Raw genomic sequence first — 15423 nt, forward strand, 5'->3', positions numbered from 1 at the left:
TGTAATAAGGTGAATGATGAAGCTGTAAACATACTATCCCAAAGCAAAAGAAGATTAACGAAACTTAAACTTCTGGCTAATTTTTTTGAAAATGTTGATATCATCTCGATCTACATTAAGACAGATATTATCCATAATCTTTTTCAGGAAAATAAAGGTTTGGATTACAGTAAATTAGAGCTTTTTCATCTTCAGTATACCGATAGTCTCATTGAACTTCTGACCAAAATAAAAAGACAGAAAGAAAATGATATGCTTGCAGTAATCAACGAAATAGAAATCAACAGGAAATATATTTCGGGGTTTGAAGAAAAACAATCGGACGGTTTTGAGACAGACCGGAAGATGTACAGCGGGAATTTTTCCCGTCATCTGAAGAATCTTTATCAGGATCTTACAGAAAGCAAATTTACGATCAACTGGGATGATGTTTTATATTTTTATAAAAAATATGCAGCAGAATTTTACCGATCGGAAGCGGACGAAGAACTGCTGAAATCCGGCGCTTTTCCTGCATATCAATATCAGGACTATCAGATTGAAAGAAAACTGTTGGGGAGACTTAATATTCAGAACTTTAAGGTCCGCTTTGTATGTGGGTATGCAGTTTCAGGAAATGAATATGAGCTGTTTAAGATTTTTCAGTCAGAGGATTTTTTTATCTTTGATATCGAAGGGCGAAAGATGTATTTAACAGATCCAACAAAAATGGAAAAGCTGAATACCGCGCCCAACGAATCGAATAAGACGGTCATTATCAACCAGCTCAAAAAGAAAAACGAAGATCTTGAAGAAGCGATGGCTGAGAGAAAAAAAATATTGCCGGAGCAGGTAACCGCTGTACTGAAAGATTATATTAAAAATCTTGAAAATACCGATGTCATGAGCAGAATATTTGATATCAACGAAGAGACCAATATCCTTCGTGCAATGCTGAATTTAAATTTAAACAATTAAGAAAACTGTAAAGTCGCGAACTGAAAATTACTCGTTATGATAACGAATTGATGATTCATAAAGTGCGATTTTACTATTTCACAAAATATAAACAACTAAACATAAAAAGATGGCTATTAACTTACAAAAAGGTCAACGAATAAACCTTACCAAGCAAAATGGAACGACACTTACCCAGGCTTGTGTAGGAATAAACTGGGGTGCAATTGAGAAAAAAGGATTCTTCGGAGGAATTACCAGAGAGGCGGTAGATCTTGACGGCAGCTGTATTTTATACGATTCCAACAAGAATGCTACAGAAGTGATCTATTTCGGAAACCTAAAATCTAAAAACGGAGCTGTACGCCATAGCGGCGACGACCTTACGGGAGATGTCAACGGAGATGATGGGCTGGATAATGAAGTAATTACGATAGATTTCAGCAGTCTTGATGCAAATGTAGAGCATGTTGCCCTGGTTCTGAACAGCTATAAAGGTCAGGATTTCGGTACGATTCCTTTTGCTTCCATCAGGATTTATGAAGGAACGCCTACCAATGTACGAGAAGTTTTTGCTAAATATGATATCGCCAATGACGCTTCTTTCAAAGGTCACGTTGCAATGGTAATGGGCGTTTTCTACCGAAGAAACAACGAATGGAAATTCAACGCAATCGGAGATCCTACAAAAGACAGAAAATTGCAGGAAACCATTGAAACGGTAAAGCAAAATTACTTGTAAAAATTAAGGTTCAACAGGTGCGGGCTTTAGCCCGCTTAATAAAACCGGGCTTCAATTCAGCTTAGCCAAACCTATTGAATCAATCCAAAAAAATAATAAATTAACAGCAATATTTGTATTCGTACAGCTATTGCTTTTATCATTTAACAACACACATTAAAAGTGGGACAAAATACTAGCATTTTAGATCTTCATCCCGGTCTGGTTTGGGGATTTGCGGTAACCGTAGTTATCATGTTACTCCTGGATTTGGGAGTATTCAATAAAAAAAGTCATGAGGTTTCTTCCAAAGAAGCCACCATCTGGTCAATTGTCTGGATCTCGCTGTCTATGGTATTTTCGGGAGTTGTGTACTGGGTGTACAATTCAGACCTGGGTCCCGGAAGCCATGCGCTTGCTATAGAAAAATTTACACAGTATCAGGCTGCTTACTGGATTGAGAAAGCCCTGTCGGTGGATAATTTGTTTGTATTCATTCTCGTTTTCGGCTTTTTTAAAGTTCCGAAATACCTTCACCACAAAGTTCTGTTCTGGGGAATTATCGGAGCGCTGATCTTCAGGGCGATTTTCATTTTTGCCGGAGTAGGATTGATCAATCTTACCTACCTTCCTGAAATGAATATTTTCGGACACCCTGTGAAAATCAATATTGTGATGACTCTATTCGGATTATTTCTTGTGTATGCAGGAATCAAATCTTGGGGAGATGGAGACGATGATGATGAAGAAGACTACAGCAATACAGCCGGAGCAAGGTTAATTAAGCGATTTTGGAAAGTTTCTGACAATTATGTGGGCGATAAATTTTTCACGATTCAGAATGGTGTGAAAATGGCAACTCCGCTTTTAGTGGTAGTAGCTGTCATCGAATTTACCGATGTGCTTTTTGCCGTAGATTCCATTCCAGCGATATTTGCTATTTCCAACGATCCGTTTATCCTTTATACCTCTAATATTTTCGCGATTTTAGGATTAAGGTCACTGTATTTCCTGTTGGCAAATTTTATCCATATGTTCAGCAAACTGCCTTACGGACTGGCTATTATTCTGTCATTTATCGGAGTTAAGATGTTAATCGCACCGTGGATTCATATCCCGTCGCCGGTTTCTTTAGGAATTGTAGGAGGCGTTTTAGTAATCTCGGTTATTTTATCCGTGATTTTCCCGGATAAAAAAGAAGAAAAAGGAGAAATCGAAGAATAGTCCTTATATCATTAAACATAGGAAGGCTTTACATTATGTAGAGCCTTTTTTATTTACATTTATTTCATTGGGAGCTTTTTCGTGCTTTCGCTACTCGCTTTTTACAGATTTCGGCGGCGGCTTTGCCGCCGCCGAAATCTGTAAAAGAGCTCAGACAGGCCGCTCAATCACGGCTAGGGTAGAAGTTATTTTTCAACGTCAAGTTATAATATTGCCATTCAGGGCCCACGCTTCACGGCAAAGCAAATTCACTGTTCACCGATTATATTTCAGCAGTTTATTAATCTTAACCCTTGTTGTCATCGAAACTTTATACGCCTCTTCCCTCAGCTTTTGAATTTTACCTACAGGCTGAAAAAATACTTTGCTTTCATAAGGATTAAACGATAGAAGCTCATTCTCGCAGGAATTTGGGTCAAGAAGGCCGTTTTTTTCAATTCTTACTTCTCCTATTTTAATATAAGGCGAATTTTTCCATTCTACATTCAGCTTATTGATAGGCTGATTTTCCAGATCATAGCAAAGCTGTATATAGACATCGGCAGTGAAAGCTTTTAATTTAAAAAAATCCCCGATCGCTTCTTTAGACTTTTTGTTTTTACTGAATTTTTTGTCTACAGACTGAGGGCTCAGCCTGATCTTCATCATTTGATCCCCCAGGCGATAGGCACCAACGGAATGAAAATCGAAGGAAAGAATGAAATCATTCCGCTTATTCCAGAGTTTGATAATATTTTTGATAAAAGAAGCTGTAAGCGTAGAAGGAATTACTTTTGCAATTTGAGCGATTAAAGAAAAGCTGCTCCATTTTTTTACATAAAACTGATTCACAGAAGTAAACAGTTTCAGAAAAGTACTTACAGAATTGATAGGAAATAACGGGAAATTCACTAATGGATAATTAGCCAGAAGATCTCCCTTTTCATCTTTTATTTTTACGGCAAAACCATAAGCGGGAATCTCTTTTTTGCCCCTGCTGATTTTAAGATGAGCATTAGAAAAACGAATGGTAAGATCATACTCCTCTTTATCAAAGAACTGCTGAAGTTCTTCAGGAATATTCTTACTGATGAAAAATTTACCGCTTGCCACAGCATACGTCTTGGCGTGGGCATTTCTGGTGGCATAATTAACATCGCTTAAAGACGCAGACTGTTCTACAAAATCGGAAATACTTTTCTTATTGATTTCAAAAAGCGCGCTTTCCTCGTCAGTCAGCTTGTCAAAGTTCTTATTATATTTCAATGGATCTGGCATCAGTTTTTAAATCCAATTATAGCGCCAACTTTCGGAAATGCTGTTAACAGAGTATTAAAAATATCTGAACTTTTTAAACCTAAACTTCTAGCAACATGCTTCAGCTTCCAGCCGTAAAACCCTATCTTTGTAAAAAATATCAATTATGGGAGTAGCAGATATGTTATTTAAAAGAAAAAAAGAGCAGGCAGAAAAAAACCTCAATGACGGTAAAGAATATATGGAAGAATACGGAAAGAGAGAAACCGTTGTTCAGTTGCCGAGCGGTTTGCAGTACGAAATCATAAAAGAAGGTGACGGTGAAAAGCCGGGTCCAAGATCTACCGTAAAGTGCCATTATCATGGAACTACTATCACCGGAAAAGTTTTTGACAGTTCTGTAAAAAGAGGAACGCCTGCTTCATTTCCATTGAATAAAGTAATTAAAGGATGGACGGAAGCGCTTCAACTTATGCCTGTAGGAAGCAAATGGAGATTGATTATTCCTCCACATTTGGCTTACGGAGATCAGCAGATCAGTAAGGAAATCGGGCCAAACAGTACACTTATTTTTGAAGTCGAACTTCTGGATATTAAATAATTTTCTTTAAAATAAGCTTAAAATTTACCTGTCTTTCGGGTAAATTTTTTTATTTCCGTATATTAGTATTAGATTATTGATGTATTTTTTTTATCCATAATGATATAATAATGAAAAAGGTAATTTATTTTCTGGCTTTTTTCTCCGTTTTAACTTCATGTGTTTCAAAGAAAAATCAGGCAATCAGGCAAAATATTCTTACACTGAAAGACAGTTATTGCAAGGCACCGTTTAAATACAATTATACCAACAAACTCCCTTCTTACAATTCGGATTCCATTATTGCCGCCAATAATGACCTTAAGAATAATTTTTCAGACCAGAGCATTTTAATTCTGAATGCTTTGGATAACCTCGACGAGGTTCATGAAATTATGCAGCTTAAAAAAGACAATTCACTAGAATCCCAGGTGAAAGTACTGCAGCTTAAAACTAAGATCAACAGTAAGATAACCATCGCATTAACAGAACTGGATGCCGTGGCTGCAGAGTTTGATTGCGAAGGAGAAAGAGTGGCACAAATAGGAAATTACGTCGATAACTTAAACGATTCCAGGAATAATAAACTTATTCTGCTTTCGATCGTAACGGGAGCAGCAGCTTCGGTTGCAGGGGGAATTGTGAAAGATAATGGCTGGAGCAATGCGATAGACATCGGTGGTGGTGTCCTGGGAGCAGGTTTCGGTTTAGCTACATTGAATCCGAAAGGAAAAAAAGTAGAGTTCATCCACCAAAGAAATTTGTTGAGAGATATCTGGAACGAAAAGCTCGAATCTCCCAATTTTCCGCCTTTTGTATGGTATATGTATACAGAAAGAAAATTCTCCAGTAAAGACGGTGTGCCTATTGCGCAAAGCATAAAGAAAAGATGGCTGCATTTTCAGTTTGATAATAATTTGAAAGCAGCGAATGAATCGGTTATTTTTAGCGATGGCGGTTATTACAGATCGAATGATCTTCACAATCGGGCAGCAATGCTTAACCAAATGCAGTCCGCAACAAGAACCATCAATCAGAATATTAATTATTTATTGTTAGACTTAGATAAATTGATTTTATAATTTCTAAACTGTACATTTGTTTTATTTACTATATTTCATGTCGGCTTTAAAAAGAATAAGGGAAACAAAGAATCTTACTCAGGAAGAATTAGCTCAGAAATCAGGTCTTTCTGTGAGAACCATTCAACGGATCGAAGCAGGAATGCTGCCTAAGGGATATACCTTGAAAGCACTTGTAAGAACTCTGGATATTCCCGAAGAAGATTTGTTAAATATCAAAATTGTACAGCAGGAAATTGAGACGGTAGAATTACCGGTAACCATTACAGAAAATGAATCTGCTAATCTTGCTTTAGCAAAAATTATCAATCTTTCCTCAATTCCGGTTGCATGGTTACCGTTTGCCAATTTTATGGTTCCCTTGTTAATTATGTTTTTCACAAAAGAGAAATCCCGTATTATAAAGCAGATCATATCTCTTCAGATACTTTTATCCATTGTTTGTCCTGTTATTTTTATGATTGTTGCCCTTTTGAAATTAGGATCCAGAGCTGTAATGATCACAATGGTTATGCTGGTTCTGTCAAATATTTACATCATATTAAGAAATGCTTACGAAATGGATAAGAAGAGCAGCCTTCGCTATAAACTGAATTTCAGTTTTTTATAAACCTGTCATAGCATTGTCACGTTTTTGTCGGGTCTTTTTTTAGGTCAGAATTTAATTATTCCAAACCTTTGTCAAAAAAGTAAACCATGACAAAAAAATTCTTCCCGTGTTTTCTGGCCCTTCTGTTTTTCTGTCAGAATATAAATGCTCAGATCGATAAAAATTCAGAATTGTTTTTAGAATTAAAAAAGCAGGACAGTGTTTTTTTCGAGAGGGGTTTCAATCGTTGTGACATGGAATACCTCGAAAAGTTTGTGGATAATAATTTAAAGTTTTATCACGATAAAGGAGGCTTCCAGGATAAAAAACTGTTTTTACAGAGAACAAAAGAAAATATATGTTCAGATCCCCTCAAAAAGCCGATTCGAAAAGTTATTCCGGAAAGTCTTGAAGTTTTTCCCCTGTACAATAATGGTAATTTGTATGGTGCCATACAATCCGGAGAACATGAGTTTTATATTCGTGAACCTAACAAAAAAGATGTTTTGGGAGGAAGGGCAAAATTTACTTCCGTGTGGACAAAAAAGGATGGGAATTGGTTAATGAGCGAAGTTCTAAGCTATGATCATGGTGAACCGGGTCACCAGGAAATATCAGATCCTGTAGAACAGTTATTGAAAGACAATAATATTCCGACATTGGGATTAGGAATTATCGAAAACGGGAAACTTACGCAGATAAAAGTATATGGAACTCTTGATGGGAAAACCTCAGCTCCTTACAACAGTCTTTTCAATGTGGCTTCTTTAACCAAACCGGTAACCGCAATAACGGCTTTACGTTTGGTAAGCTTAAGGAAATTAAACCTTGATGAACCTTTGGATAAATATTGGATCGATCCTGATATTGCAAAAGATCCTAGACACAAAAATTTAACGGCCAGAATAATTTTAAGTCATCAGACGGGTTTTCCAAACTGGCGATGGCAGAAAGATGATCATCGGTTAAGCTTTGAGTTTGATCCGGGATCAAAATATCAGTATTCAGGTGAAGGCTACGAATATCTACGGAAAGCCCTTGAGAATAAATTCCACAAAAGCCTGGAAGTATTGGCAAAAGAAATGGTTTTTCAGCCTTTAGACATGAATGATACCAGCTATATATGGAATGAAAAGAAAGACTCCGGAAAAATTGTTATCGGCTATGACCCAAATGGAAAACCTTACGAAATCGTGAAAAACACTCAACCCAACGCTGCTGATGATCTTACCACTACGGTAGAGGATTACGGAAAGTTTTTGGTTGCAGTAATGAATAACGATTTACTTTCGAAAACGATGTCTGAAGAGCTGAAAGCCAGTCAGGTTGATACTAAAAAAAATAAATATTTCGGGTTGGGTTTTGAAATATATGACCTTGGAGATGGAAAAATTGCCCTTTCCCACGGCGGATCAGATAAAGGGATAAATACGCTTTTCGTAATATTACCGGAAACAAAACAAGGCCTTGTAATTTTTACCAATGTTGATGATGGCTATAAAATCTACGAATCGCTGCTTAAATATTATCTTGGTGAGGCAGGAAGAAAAATTGTTAAAATTGAAACCGAATAATTTAATTGTAATAAAATTTGTTACATTTAAAAATTTCTCTATCTTTGTATTATAATTACGATGAACAATACAAGATTTGCTACGGCAATACATATCATGACCCTATTGGCGGAAAGCCCGCAGGACTGGCTTACTTCAGAATGGCTTGCCGGGAGTATTAATATTAATCCTGTAATTGTCCGTAAAGAATTGAGTGTTTTGAGAGAAGCCGGATTAATCAGCAGCAAACAGGGGAAAGAAGGGGGCAGTCGGCTTGCAAAAAATGCAGATGCCATAAAAATTTCTGAAATTTATCTGGCTGTAAAGAATACTGAAGTTTTGGGGAAAAAGAACAATAATCCCAATCCTGCCTGTCCGGTAGGAAAAGAAATTAATCAGCATCTGGATGCATTATTTTCTGAAACAGATCAATTGGTTCTTAATTTTTTAGGTGATAAAAGCTTGAAGGAATTTAGTGATCGTTTTAAATAAAAAAATTTACATATTAATGTAACAAAATATATTACAGTTTAATTTAAAATAAAATAGTATGAAAAAAGTAGCAGTAATCGGCGCGACAGGATTTGTAGGTACTCAGGTTGTAAAAGAACTATCAAACCGAGGATACCAAGTGGAAGCGATCGTGAGAGACGCATCAAAAGTTCAGCAGAATGATAATGTAAAAGCTAAAAGTGTTGATGTAAATAATATCGACGAACTGGCAGAAGCCCTGAAGGGGAATGATGCAGTAATCAGTGCGTTTAACGCAGGCTGGACAAATCCTAATCTTTATGATGATTTTCTGAAAGGATCCATCAATATCGAAACAGCAGTTGAAAAGTCTGGAGTAAACAGATTTATTACCGTAGGCGGAGCCGGAAGCTTATATATTGATGGCAAACAGCTGGTAGACAGTCCGGATTTTCCTGCAGAAATCAAACCGGGAGCTACTGCAGCAAGAGACTATCTCAATAAAATTAAAGAAAACAATACCCTCGACTGGACTTTCTTCAGCCCTGCCATTGAAATGCACCAGGGAACTGCTGGCATAAGAACGGGAAAATACAGAACTGCACTGGAAAATCCTGTATTTGATAAAAACGGAAGAAGTGTTCTTTCCGTTGAAGATGTGGCGGTAGTTCTTGCAGATGAACTCGAACAGGGAAATCATATCAGACAGCGTTTTACAGCAGCATACTAACACAATAATAAAATAAACAAAAAATTTCGGCGGCACCTTTGGTGCCGCCGAAATCCTATCAATATAATTAATCATAAATTATAGATTCATGAACAGCTTCGGGTTTACCGGGCTGTTGTTTTTGTGTACCTCATAATGGAGATGAGGTCCTGTAGAACGGCCGGAATTCCCGGACTTGGCAATAACCTGTCCTACTTTTACTTTATCATTTACTTTAGCAACAAGCTGGGATAAATGCCCATAAAGCGTTGCCAAACCATTTCCATGGGAAACAATAACACAATTTCCGTAACCGCCTTTCTGACCTGAGAAAATAACGGTTCCTGCAGCAGTAGCCACCACATCAGAACCAAAAGGAACGGCAATATCAAGTCCTTTATGAAACTGCATCTGGTCTGCTTCAGCAGGAGGATTATTTTTCTCCGCAGGTTTTGTATTTGTTGCTACGATAGCAGTTGATGAAGTTGTGGAAGAGGCTACAGGAGTAGCTTTTGGAGTGACCATTACCTTTACCTGTCTTTTTTCACCGTAGCTGTCGGTTACTTCAATAATTTTTTCTACAGGTTCTGCTTTCACTTCAGGTGATGCAACAGCGGAAGCTGGTTTTGCCGCATTGGTTTTCACGGAAGCAAAAACGGTTTTAAAAGGAATAGGATTTTTTCTGATTCCGAAATTTGACGAAATATATCCTTCTGTAGGCATTCCCAAAGGAACCTGCATTAGTTTTTTCTGAATATCCATCAGGTACTGGCTGTATCGGTTGGCCTGTTTCGCAAGATAAACGGAGTTGGAAATGCTGTCCTTACGAAGAATTTCCAGCTTTACATTCGGCACATCTTTTGATTTCAGGAAAGAGTTGAGCTGTGCTACAGTCTGATCTACCAATGTAAGATCCGTCTTCATTTTTAAGTAATCTACACTGTCTTTTTCAGTGTTTATTTTTACAAGGTTTACCTCATAGTTCTTGTCGTCCTTTTCGGAGTACAACTTGGCAATGAAGATCCCCTGCGCAAAAACGACAAATAAAAGGCCTCCTAAAAGTACATTTACGTTCTTTTTGCTGCTTAGAAATTTTTTCATTTTTCTTCTCTTAGTATAATTACAAAACGATTTTAAGCCTGCAAATTTAATTAAAAATAAATTTTGGAACTTATTTTTAACAAAAAATTAAACATTTCTGTAAATAACGGAGAATTAACCGTTTCATTGTCCTGATATATTAAATTTAAAATAAAATGGCTTTTATCATACCCTGAAAATGCCTCATCATTCTTTGTTTTAATATATTTGCAGTTCACATTTCTATTATGGCTAAAAAGAAAACGAATACAGAATCGAATCCGAAAAAAAGCAAAAATGATGTTGCCGTAGGGGTTGTAGGAAGCGGAAGTTTTGCAACGGCTATCGTAAAAATGCTGGTTGAAAACTGTAAAACGGTACATTGGTGTGTAAGAAACGAATATGTAAAAGGTGCCATCGAGCAGAGAGGGCATAACCCGACCTATCTTACTGCAGTTAATTTTAACCTGAAAAATCTGAAGCTTACAACTGATATCAATGAGCTTGTCACTGCCTGTGAAACCATTGTTCTGGCGACACCTTCGATTTACCTATCCGATACACTGGATAAAATGACTTGTGATTACAAAAACAAAATTTTTGTTTCCGCCATTAAAGGAATCATTCCTAAAGTAAATGATGTTGTAGCCCATTATTTAAGAGAAGAATTTAAAATAGGATTCCGCAACCAGGCCGTCATTGCAGGTCCATGTCACGCTGAAGAAGTAGCGATGGAAAGATTATCTTACCTTACCGTAGCAACGGTGGAAGATGAAGTTTCCGAAAAGCTGGTGAATATTTTCAATTCAGATTTTATTAAAGTTCATTCCAGTAAAGACATTTTAGGAAATGAATACAGCGCCATCCTCAAAAATATTTTTGCAATTGGAGCCGGTATTGCCAGCGGATTAGGATATGGTGACAACTTCACCGCTGTTTTCGTATCCAACGCTATCCGCGAAATGGAAACATTCCTGGAATCTATTTATGAAGCACCGAGAGATGTTAATGAAAGTGCTTATCTTGGAGATTTACTCGTAACCGCATATTCATTATTCTCAAGAAACAGAAACCTGGGAAATCTAATCGGAAAAGGATACACCGTAAAATCGGCGATTCAGTCGATGAACATGATTGCAGAAGGGTATTATGCTGCAGATTCTATTTATAAAACATCAAAAGATAAAGGTTTAAAACTTCCTATTATTGATACCATTTACGGTATTCTTTACGAAGGTAAAAATGCTGAGAAACAGTTTAAAAAACTGACGGCAAAACTTAATTAGTACTTTACTTACATAATTTAGCGTGATATTGTTCCGGGTAATATTAATTTATCTGAATAATATCACGTTTCTTTTTTAGCATCACCTCAAACAGGATCATTTATCTCAACCTTAAAAATCATGTTAAAATCTATAAACGGTCCATGATTTTAATAACTTTTCCCGAACTTTGATATAATAAAATTTAAATTATGTCACAATCGCTTACAGGCAGAACGCCGAAACCAAAATACGACGTTGTTCTCATAGGTGGCGGAATTATGAGTGCCACTTTAGCTACCTTATTACACGAATTTGATCCGAGTCTTGAAATTGCTATTTTCGAAAGGCTCGGCAGATTTGCCAAAGAAAGCACCGCTGCCTGGAATAATGCAGGAACAGGTCACTCCGCGTTTTGTGAGCTCAATTATACCCCCGAAAAACCAGATGGAACCATCGATATCTCCAAAGCAGAAAGTATAGCCGAACAGTTTGAAATTTCAAAGCAGTTCTGGTCTTATCTCCTGACCAAAGGGTACATAGAGCGGCCGAAAGATTTTATTAACTCATGTCCTCATATGAGCCTGGTATTTGGAGAAAAAGATGCCGAATATCTGAAAAAAAGGCATCAGAAAATGTCAGAATCTGTTCTTTTTAAAGGAATGGAATTCACCACGGATCACGAAAAACTGAAAGAATGGATTCCTCTTGTCATGAGCAAAAGAAATGGTTCCGAAGTGATGGCTGCCACCAAAATGGATCTGGGAACCGATGTTAATTTCGGTACCCTTACCAGAAAAATGGGAAGACATTTGCTGGAAGATTCAAACGTTGAGGTATTTTTGTATCATGAAGTTAAAGATATCGATCCTAAAGAAGACGGAACCTGGGAAATGAAAGTGAAAGATAGAATTCATAATCATAAGCAGGAAGTAGAGGCAGATTTTGTATTCATTGGAGCGGGTGGGTATGCTTTACCTTTATTGGATAGTTCAGATATTAAAGAAAGTGAAGGCTACGGCGGCTTTCCGGTTTCCGGAGAATGGCTAGTAACCCATAATCAGGAATTGGTAGAAAAACACCACGCAAAAGTGTATACACAGGCAACGGTAGATGCTCCGCCAATGTCGGTTCCTCACCTTGATCTTAGAATTATAGACGGCGAAAAAGCTTTGCTTTTCGGACCTTTTGCCGGATTTTCAACCAAATTTCTTAAAGAAGGAAGCTATCTTGATCTTCCGGAGAGTGTCAATACAAAAAATTTGCGATCTCTTTTCGGAGCCTGGTGGCACAATATCCCTTTAACGAAATATCTTATTCAGCAGGTTGCTATGACCAAAGCTCAGAGAATGCAGCATCTGAGAGAATTCATTAAAGACGCCAAAGAAGAAGACTGGGAGCTTAAAGTTGCCGGACAAAGGGTACAGATCATTAAAAAAGACGAAAAAGTAGGCGGAAAATTGGAATTCGGGACAGAAGTAGTAGTCAACAAAAAAGGAACTATCGCTTCATTGTTGGGTGCTTCGCCAGGTGCATCAACAGCTGTGTATGCCATGCTGAATGTATTGGAAAGATGTTTCCCTGAAAAGCTGCACGGAGAGTGGAAAGAGAAGCTGACGGAAATGATTCCTTCTTATGGACAAAAATTAGGTGCAAATCCTGAGCTTACCGAAAAAGTGAGAAATTATACAAAAGAAAAATTAGAACTTAAATATTAATTATAAGCATGAGCAATTGGTAATGAGTAATGATAAGTCTTACAAAATTACTCATTACTTATTGCTCATTACTCATCATTATGTCAGAAACCATTGCAAAGCCTGTTATCGTCAAAGAATTACTCGAGTCTCTTCAGACGGAAATTCAGGAAGAGCAGCAGGTCATTGTACACTGCTGTTTTCCTGCTTCGCCCTTTCTTGGAAACCTGATCAGAATATGGCATTCAACCTATCTTTTCGATAACCAGTCGGATCATAAAAGCAGGCTTATTCATGCAGAAAATATTACTATTTATCCGAATTGGACTGCAGTTCCTTTTATGAAAGACTTTTGGTTTACCTTGATTTTTTCAGGACTTCCAAAAGATTGTAAAAGCTTTGACCTGAAAGAGGTCATTCCCGAAGAAGGCGGCTTTTTTGTAGAATCGATCAAAAGAAATTCTTCTGATATTTACCGGGTGAAAATTTCAGAGTCATATTAAGAAAACTCATTCAGATTAATTAGATTTTCAATACAATATTCTGTAAGGGCAACGATGGTTACAAAAGGATTCACACCAATTGTTCCGGGTATTAAAGAACCATCCAGCACAAAAAGATGATCATGGTTTTTAAGTTTTCCAAATTCATTGGTCGCTTCACCCAAAACACAGCCTCCTAAAGGATGGTAGCAGATATTAGCGCCAAAACCGTTCTTAAAAAGAAGATGCGCTCTTGTGCCACCATTAGCTTTATTCATTTTTTTAATAAAATAATCTGCATTTTCTTTCATTTTCTGTGTATGACTTTCATTCCAGTCTAAGATTAATTTTCCATTTTTATAGTATACAGAACCTTTTTTATCAACTTTATTAATCTGCAGATACAAAGCCGTGGCAACATCCATTCCCATTGGTAAAGGCGCGATTTCTGCAAAGAAAGGATGTTTGGGGTCATCCCAATTATCAACACCACCAACCGGAATTGTAGATTGCTGAGCTCCCGTTCCTCCGGAAAGTGGTTTTACCCAGTTTCTCCCTGTCATAAAATTTCCATTATTGCCCCAGTTTTTGCCCACATTTTCATGTAGAGGAAAATTATTTTCAGCATTTGACTTTAAGAGCAATTGTAATGTTCCCATGGTTCCGGCAGCCAAAATAAGTTGCTTACAGTGAAAAATCTTTTCGGCAACTGTTTTTCCTGAAGTATCAATCTGATTGACATTTAATGTATATGATTTATCATTGTTCATCTTAATATCATCAACACAATGAAGATCGAAAATCTCTAAATTTCCGGTATCTAAAGCTTTTTGCAGGTATGTTTTATCCAGACTGTTCTTCCCATGATTATTTCCATAAATGACTTCTGTTTTAAAAGCAGAACGTGGAACTTCATTTTTATACTCTTTTTCCATGTAGGTAAAGTCATAAACATTAGGAACACGCATCGTTTTGAAGCCTGCCTTATGAGCTTCCGCTTCGCCCACTCTTGTAAACTTGTAGTAAGGACAGTCATTTAAAAAATCTTCACGGATGACGTTTACCTTTAATTCTTGTTTAGCTCTTGGAAAATAAATATTGTAGAATTTTTCGGCGTCAAGATTAGGGAAAATTTCTTCAAAATACTTTTGTTTTGGCGTTACGGCCATTCCTCCGTTTACTAATGATCCGCCGCCAACTCCACGCCCCAACCAGATATTTATGTGTTCAAAATCAAGCCGGTCCAGAACGCCGGTGAATGGTTTGAGACCAAATATATTGAAAAACGGGGCAATGGTTTTGGTTTTAAGCCATGCTGCGCTTTTATCAGGTTTTAACATATTGGAATACGAAATTCCGGATTTTCCCCAGTTCATACCCATTTCAAGCATAATAACTTTTTTCCCGGCCTCGCAAAGACGAAGTGCAGAAACGGCACCTCCATATCCTGAACCAATGATGATTATGGGAGCTTCGATTTCTTTTTTAATCAATGATTTTGGCTGTGCAGCTTTAAAGAAATTGGATTGTAAAAAATAAAAACCACCAATGGCGAAAATGCCGGATTTTAAGAATTCTTTTCTTTTCATATTTATGTTTTTGCAATTTATTCAAAAAGTATGCTAAATTATTTATCCAACAACAATATACAGGACAAGTTTCCATAACGTAGCGTTTTTCGCATCTTTATTTTTGAATTCAGCAGATTGAACCAGGCAAGGGCGTATGGCTCAAAACTTTAAGAATTTTTTAAGTGAATTTTTTATGTTTGGCGTGATCCTTTCAGCTAAATTTGAGT

Annotated in this window: 15 protein-coding genes; 12 read left to right on the forward strand and 3 right to left on the reverse strand. The window is 37.1% G+C overall.

Annotated elements, in window-relative coordinates; translation table 11 throughout:
* The first annotated feature begins 9 nt into the window (after positions 1-9).
* The 3 genes from HHL20_RS16945 (at position 10) to HHL20_RS16955 (ending at position 2881) form a co-directional block, all read left to right on the forward strand.
* Positions 10-957: a hypothetical protein gene (locus HHL20_RS16945; RefSeq protein ID WP_169232354.1), complete on the forward strand. Its 948-nt coding sequence runs from the start codon at positions 10-12 to the stop codon at positions 955-957.
* Positions 958-1066: 109 nt separating this feature from the next.
* The gene (locus HHL20_RS16950; RefSeq protein ID WP_169232355.1) at positions 1067-1678 is read left to right on the forward strand and encodes a TerD family protein; all 612 of its coding nucleotides are present in this window, start codon (positions 1067-1069) and stop codon (positions 1676-1678) included.
* A gap of 162 nt (positions 1679-1840) precedes the next feature.
* On the forward strand, positions 1841-2881 hold the full coding sequence (locus tag HHL20_RS16955; protein WP_169232356.1) for a TerC/Alx family metal homeostasis membrane protein: 1041 nt from the start codon (positions 1841-1843) through the stop codon (positions 2879-2881).
* 255 nt (positions 2882-3136) lie between these two features.
* Here the strand turns inward: HHL20_RS16955 and HHL20_RS16960 are convergent, their stop codons facing one another.
* The gene (locus HHL20_RS16960) at positions 3137-4138 is read right to left on the reverse strand and encodes a catalase family protein (RefSeq protein WP_169232357.1); all 1002 of its coding nucleotides are present in this window, start codon (positions 4136-4138) and stop codon (positions 3137-3139) included.
* A gap of 145 nt (positions 4139-4283) precedes the next feature.
* On the opposite strand from HHL20_RS16960, the gene HHL20_RS16965 reads away from it, so the two are divergent.
* The 6 genes from HHL20_RS16965 to HHL20_RS16990 all read left to right on the forward strand — a co-directional run bounded on the left by HHL20_RS16965 (position 4284) and on the right by HHL20_RS16990 (position 9122).
* A complete protein-coding gene (locus HHL20_RS16965; protein ID WP_169232358.1) occupies positions 4284-4718 on the forward strand; it encodes an FKBP-type peptidyl-prolyl cis-trans isomerase in 435 nt (144 codons plus the stop codon).
* Between the two features lie 110 nt (positions 4719-4828).
* Entirely contained in the window at positions 4829-5779 is a 951-nt protein-coding gene (locus HHL20_RS16970) for a hypothetical protein (protein ID WP_169232359.1), read from the forward strand.
* A 16-nt stretch (positions 5780-5795) separates the two neighbouring features.
* Complete coding sequence (locus tag HHL20_RS16975; protein WP_228463216.1) at positions 5796-6389, forward strand: helix-turn-helix domain-containing protein; 594 nt, start codon at positions 5796-5798, stop codon at positions 6387-6389.
* An 86-nt stretch (positions 6390-6475) separates the two neighbouring features.
* Positions 6476-7942: a serine hydrolase gene (locus tag HHL20_RS16980; protein ID WP_169232360.1), complete on the forward strand. Its 1467-nt coding sequence runs from the start codon at positions 6476-6478 to the stop codon at positions 7940-7942.
* 60 nt (positions 7943-8002) lie between these two features.
* Positions 8003-8413 (forward strand): Rrf2 family transcriptional regulator, encoded by a 411-nt coding sequence (locus HHL20_RS16985; RefSeq protein WP_169232361.1) that lies wholly within the window; start codon positions 8003-8005, stop codon positions 8411-8413.
* Positions 8414-8471: 58 nt separating this feature from the next.
* Positions 8472-9122, forward strand: a complete 651-nt coding sequence (locus tag HHL20_RS16990) for an NAD(P)-dependent oxidoreductase (protein ID WP_169232362.1) — start codon at positions 8472-8474, stop codon at positions 9120-9122.
* 78 nt (positions 9123-9200) lie between these two features.
* On the opposite strand, the gene HHL20_RS16995 is transcribed toward HHL20_RS16990, so the two are convergent.
* Complete coding sequence (locus HHL20_RS16995; RefSeq protein ID WP_169232363.1) at positions 9201-10202, reverse strand: M23 family metallopeptidase; 1002 nt, start codon at positions 10200-10202, stop codon at positions 9201-9203.
* A 227-nt stretch (positions 10203-10429) separates the two neighbouring features.
* Here HHL20_RS16995 and HHL20_RS17000 point away from each other — a divergent pair, with 227 nt between their 5' ends.
* The 3 genes from HHL20_RS17000 (at position 10430) to HHL20_RS17010 (ending at position 13646) form a co-directional block, all read left to right on the forward strand.
* Positions 10430-11467 (forward strand): NAD(P)H-dependent glycerol-3-phosphate dehydrogenase, encoded by a 1038-nt coding sequence (locus tag HHL20_RS17000; protein ID WP_169232364.1) that lies wholly within the window; start codon positions 10430-10432, stop codon positions 11465-11467.
* 191 nt (positions 11468-11658) lie between these two features.
* On the forward strand, positions 11659-13164 hold the full coding sequence (gene mqo, locus HHL20_RS17005) for a malate dehydrogenase (quinone) (protein WP_169232365.1): 1506 nt from the start codon (positions 11659-11661) through the stop codon (positions 13162-13164).
* Positions 13165-13244: 80 nt separating this feature from the next.
* The gene (locus HHL20_RS17010; protein ID WP_169232366.1) at positions 13245-13646 is read left to right on the forward strand and encodes a hypothetical protein; all 402 of its coding nucleotides are present in this window, start codon (positions 13245-13247) and stop codon (positions 13644-13646) included.
* Here the strand turns inward: HHL20_RS17010 and HHL20_RS17015 are convergent.
* Entirely contained in the window at positions 13643-15214 is a 1572-nt protein-coding gene (locus HHL20_RS17015; protein WP_169232367.1) for a GMC family oxidoreductase N-terminal domain-containing protein, read from the reverse strand. The genes HHL20_RS17010 and HHL20_RS17015 overlap by 4 nt on opposite strands.
* Positions 15215-15423 lie beyond the last annotated feature (209 nt).

The organism is Chryseobacterium cheonjiense (genome assembly GCF_012927265.1).
Classification (GTDB): domain Bacteria; phylum Bacteroidota; class Bacteroidia; order Flavobacteriales; family Weeksellaceae; genus Chryseobacterium; species Chryseobacterium cheonjiense.

Excerpts from the sequence above, each read along its gene's own strand:
- HHL20_RS16950 (WP_169232355.1), top strand. The coding sequence starts at position 1,067 with ATGGCTATTAACTTACAAAAAGGTCAACGAATAAACCTTACCAAGCAA.
- HHL20_RS16960 (WP_169232357.1), bottom strand. The coding sequence starts at position 4,138 with ATGCCAGATCCATTGAAATATAATAAGAACTTTGACAAGCTGACTGAC.
- HHL20_RS16965 (WP_169232358.1), top strand. The coding sequence starts at position 4,284 with ATGGGAGTAGCAGATATGTTATTTAAAAGAAAAAAAGAGCAGGCAGAA.
- HHL20_RS16970 (WP_169232359.1), top strand. The coding sequence starts at position 4,829 with ATGAAAAAGGTAATTTATTTTCTGGCTTTTTTCTCCGTTTTAACTTCA.
- HHL20_RS16980 (WP_169232360.1), top strand. The coding sequence starts at position 6,476 with ATGACAAAAAAATTCTTCCCGTGTTTTCTGGCCCTTCTGTTTTTCTGT.
- HHL20_RS16985 (WP_169232361.1), top strand. The coding sequence starts at position 8,003 with ATGAACAATACAAGATTTGCTACGGCAATACATATCATGACCCTATTG.
- HHL20_RS16990 (WP_169232362.1), top strand. The coding sequence starts at position 8,472 with ATGAAAAAAGTAGCAGTAATCGGCGCGACAGGATTTGTAGGTACTCAG.
- HHL20_RS16995 (WP_169232363.1), bottom strand. The coding sequence starts at position 10,202 with ATGAAAAAATTTCTAAGCAGCAAAAAGAACGTAAATGTACTTTTAGGA.
- HHL20_RS17000 (WP_169232364.1), top strand. The coding sequence starts at position 10,430 with ATGGCTAAAAAGAAAACGAATACAGAATCGAATCCGAAAAAAAGCAAA.
- mqo (WP_169232365.1), top strand. The coding sequence starts at position 11,659 with ATGTCACAATCGCTTACAGGCAGAACGCCGAAACCAAAATACGACGTT.
- HHL20_RS17010 (WP_169232366.1), top strand. The coding sequence starts at position 13,245 with ATGTCAGAAACCATTGCAAAGCCTGTTATCGTCAAAGAATTACTCGAG.
- HHL20_RS17015 (WP_169232367.1), bottom strand. The coding sequence starts at position 15,214 with ATGAAAAGAAAAGAATTCTTAAAATCCGGCATTTTCGCCATTGGTGGT.